Below are 3727 nucleotides of genomic sequence, written 5' to 3'. Positions count from 1 at the left end.
GTAATATACTTACTTATTGTTGTAATTATGTCTATTTTTTGTCAATTTACTTCCCTTTCTATATCACACCAATTAGCTCTGCTTATTGTTGTCTGATGTTGTTAATCAATATATATGAGCGTTTTTGTGTTTAAGTTAAAGATTAACGAATAATCAAATTTACTATTGAAGTATATTTTACTATTGTTATTACTTTAGTGGTGTAAATTTAAAATTTGATTATTGATCCTATTTCTCGGTATGCCGTACATAATCATTAAAGTTTAAAGTGGGAAAATCATAATGGACGAACAAAATAAATCAGTTAATGAAACCGATATTGAGTCAGCTACGGAACAGTCAACTCAAACGGAAGGAAAACTAAACCAATCAGTAGAGGTACTTGATCCACAGTTACCTGAATTGACAGAAAGTGAACCCTTAGAAGCTGATCTAGAAAATGATGTAACTACTAGTGAAAGTGAAGAGAATATTGAAATTGATATCAATGATCTTGAAACAATACTTGCGCTAGGTGAAGAAGTATTAGATTTAGATGTTGAAACTGCTGCGGGTGAAGAATCTGCTGGCGGTTTTACACTCGTCGATTTTGATCGAGACGCCGAAGAGACTATAGCGACGACTGACTTTGAAACTGCAGGTTTTAATGATGATGTAGAGTCGACAATCTTTACCGATGAAAACGCAAATGCGACAGCAATTAACACACCTCCTACTTTAACAGTAACTAGTGTTAATGGCTTCACTGAAGATGATGGAAGTGCCGTTACAGGAGCGACCGTTGCTACCTTTGAAACAACTGATGAAGATGGTGACGACGTAACAGTAGTTTTAAGTGATACTGTTAATTATGAAATTGTGGGTGATACCATTGTATTAACTGAAGCTGGTGCAGCATTAGTTAATAGTGGTGAAGATTTACCAGCATATACTTTAACTCCGACTGATGGTGTAACAGATGGCGAAGCTGTATCTGTTGAGCCAAGTGTAACCGCTGTAAACGATGCTCCTAGTTTAACAATCACAAGTTCAAATGACTTTACCGAAGATGATAGTAGTGTTGTTGAAGGGGCAGTGGTTTCTACATTTGAAACCAGTGATGAAGAAGGCGATACGGTAACAGTGACCTTAAGTGACACTGTTAATTATGAAATTGTTGGTAATACGGTTGTATTGACCGAAGCAGGTGCAGCACTAATTAATAGTGGTGAAGACTTACCCGCTTATACATTAATTCCAAGTGACGGTGTAACAGATGGTGAAGCCGTTAGTGATGACCCTAATGTCACAACTGTTAACGATATTCCTACTCTTACTGTTACAAGCTCAAATGACTTTACTGAAGACGATGGAAGTGTAGTTGAAGGTGCTGTTGTTGCTACGTTCGACACTTTTGATGAAGATGGTGATGATGTCACTGTTACATTAAGCGACACAGTTAATTACGAGATTGTGGATAGCACAGTTGTACTTACAGAAGCGGGCGTAGCACTGGTTAACAGCGGTCAAGAGCTACCTGCCTTCACATTAACTCCAAGTGACGATAGCACAGATGGTGAAGCCGTTTCAGTTGAGCCTAGTGTTACTACTTCTAATGATGCGCCTGAAATGACTAATCTCGTCATCAATGATTTTGTTGAAGATAATGGCAGTGCCGTTGAAGGCGCTGTTGTTGCTACGTTCGAAACTTTTGATGAAGAGGGTGATGAGGTAACGGTAACTCTGAGCGACACAGTCAATTACGAGATTTTAGATGGCACCGTTGTACTTACAGAAGCGGGCGCAGCACTGGTTAATAGCGGTCAAGAGCTACCTGCCTTCACATTAATTCCAAGTGACGATAGTACAGATGGTGAAGCCGTTTCAGTTGAGCCTGGTGTTACCACGGCAAATGATGCCCCAGAGCTAACCATTACTAGTAACAACGACTTTACTGAAGATGATGGCAGTGCTGCTGAAGGCGCTGTGGTTGCTACGTTCGAAACCTCTGATGAAGAAGGTGATGACGTTACTGTTACGTTAAGTGACACAGTCAATTACGAGATTGTGGATGGCACAGTTGTGCTTACAGAAGCGGGCGCAGCACTGGTTAACAGTGGCGAAGATCTACCTGCTTTTACATTAATTCCAAGTGACGATAGCACAGACGGCGAAACAGTATCAGTTGAGCCTAGTGTTACTACTTCTAATGATGCGCCTGAAATTACTAATCTCGTCATCAATGATTTTGTTGAAGATAATGGCAGTGCCGTTGAAGGCGCTGTGGTTGCTACGTTCGAAACCTCTGATGAAGAAGGTGATGACGTTACTGTTACGTTAAGTGACACAGTCAATTACGAGATTGTGGATGGCACGGTTGTGTTAACCCAAGCGGGTGCTGACCTAGTGAATAGCGGTCAAGAATTACCAGCATTTACACTGATTCCAAATGATGGCACCACAGATGGAGAAACAGTTTCTGTTGACCCAAGTGTTGAGACTGTTAATGATGCCCCAGAAATTATTAACCTAGTGAGCAACGACTTTACCGAAGATGACGGCAGTGCCGTTGAAGGCGCGACTGTTGCTACCTTCGAGACCTTCGATGAAGATGGCGATGAGGTCACCGTGACCTTAAGCGATACGGTGAACTACGCATTGGTTGATGGCTCGGTTGTGTTAACCCAAGCGGGTGCTGACCTAGTGAACAGCGGTCAGGGTTTGCCTGTATTTACCTTGACTCCAAATGATGGCTCCGAGGTCTTAACCAAAGCTGGTGGCGCAGTTAGAGTAGGTCCAAGTGTCACTACAGTAAACGATGCCCCAGAAATCATTAACCTGATAAGCAATGACTTTACCGAAGATGATGGCAGTGCCGTTGAAGGCGCAGAGGTAGCAAGCTTCGACTCCTTCGATGAAGATGGTGATGAGGTGACAGTTACCTTAAGCGATACGGTGAACTACGCATTGGCTGATGGCACGGTGGTATTAACCCAAGCCGGTGCTGACCTAGTGAACAGTGGAAAAGAGCTACCTGCCTTCACCTTGGTTCCAAACGATGGCTCCACTGATGGCGAAACAGTTTCTGTTGACCCAAGTGTTGAGACTGTTAATGACGCCCCTGAAATCATTAACTTAGTGAGCAACGACTTTACCGAAGGTGACGGCAGTGCCGTTGAAGGCGCGACCGTTGCTACCTTCGAGACCTTCGATGAAGATGGCGATGATGTGACGGTGACCTTAAGCGACACCGTGAACTACGCATTGGTTGATGGCACGGTGGTGTTAACCCAGGCCGGTGCTGACCTAGTGAACAGTGGTCAAGAGCTGCCTGCCTTCACCTTGGTTCCAAATGATGGCTCCACTGATGGTGAAACGGTTAGCGTTGATCCAAGTGTTGAGACTGTTAACGATGCCCCTGAAATCATTAACCTAGTGAGCAACGACTTTACCGAAGATGACGGCAGTGCCGTTGAAGGCGCGACTGTTGCTACCTTCGAGACCTTCGATGAAGATGGCGATGAGGTCACCGTGACCTTAAGCGATACGGTGAACTATGCATTAGTTGATGGCACGGTGGTGTTAACCCAAGCCGGTGCTGACTTAGTGAACAGCGGTCAAGAGTTACCAGCGTTTACACTGATTCCGAATGATGGCACCACTGATGGCGATACCGTAACGGTTGATCCAAGTGTTGAGACTGTTAACGACGCCCCTGAAATTATTAACCTAGTCAGCAACGACTTTA

1 protein-coding gene is annotated in these 3727 nt (G+C 43.7%); it reads left to right on the top strand.

What is annotated here, in order from left to right:
• Positions 1-282: 282 nt before the first annotated feature.
• Positions 283-3727: beta strand repeat-containing protein (locus tag DS885_RS11595; RefSeq protein WP_147232355.1), on the top strand; the 3445-nt coding region annotated here is incomplete at its 3' end.

Origin of the sequence: Psychromonas sp. B3M02 (genome assembly GCF_003318165.1) — a bacterium.
GTDB lineage: Bacteria > Pseudomonadota > Gammaproteobacteria > Enterobacterales > Psychromonadaceae > Psychromonas.
Note: the sequence above shows the minus strand (reverse complement) of the source record. Positions and strands in the feature narration are given on the sequence as shown.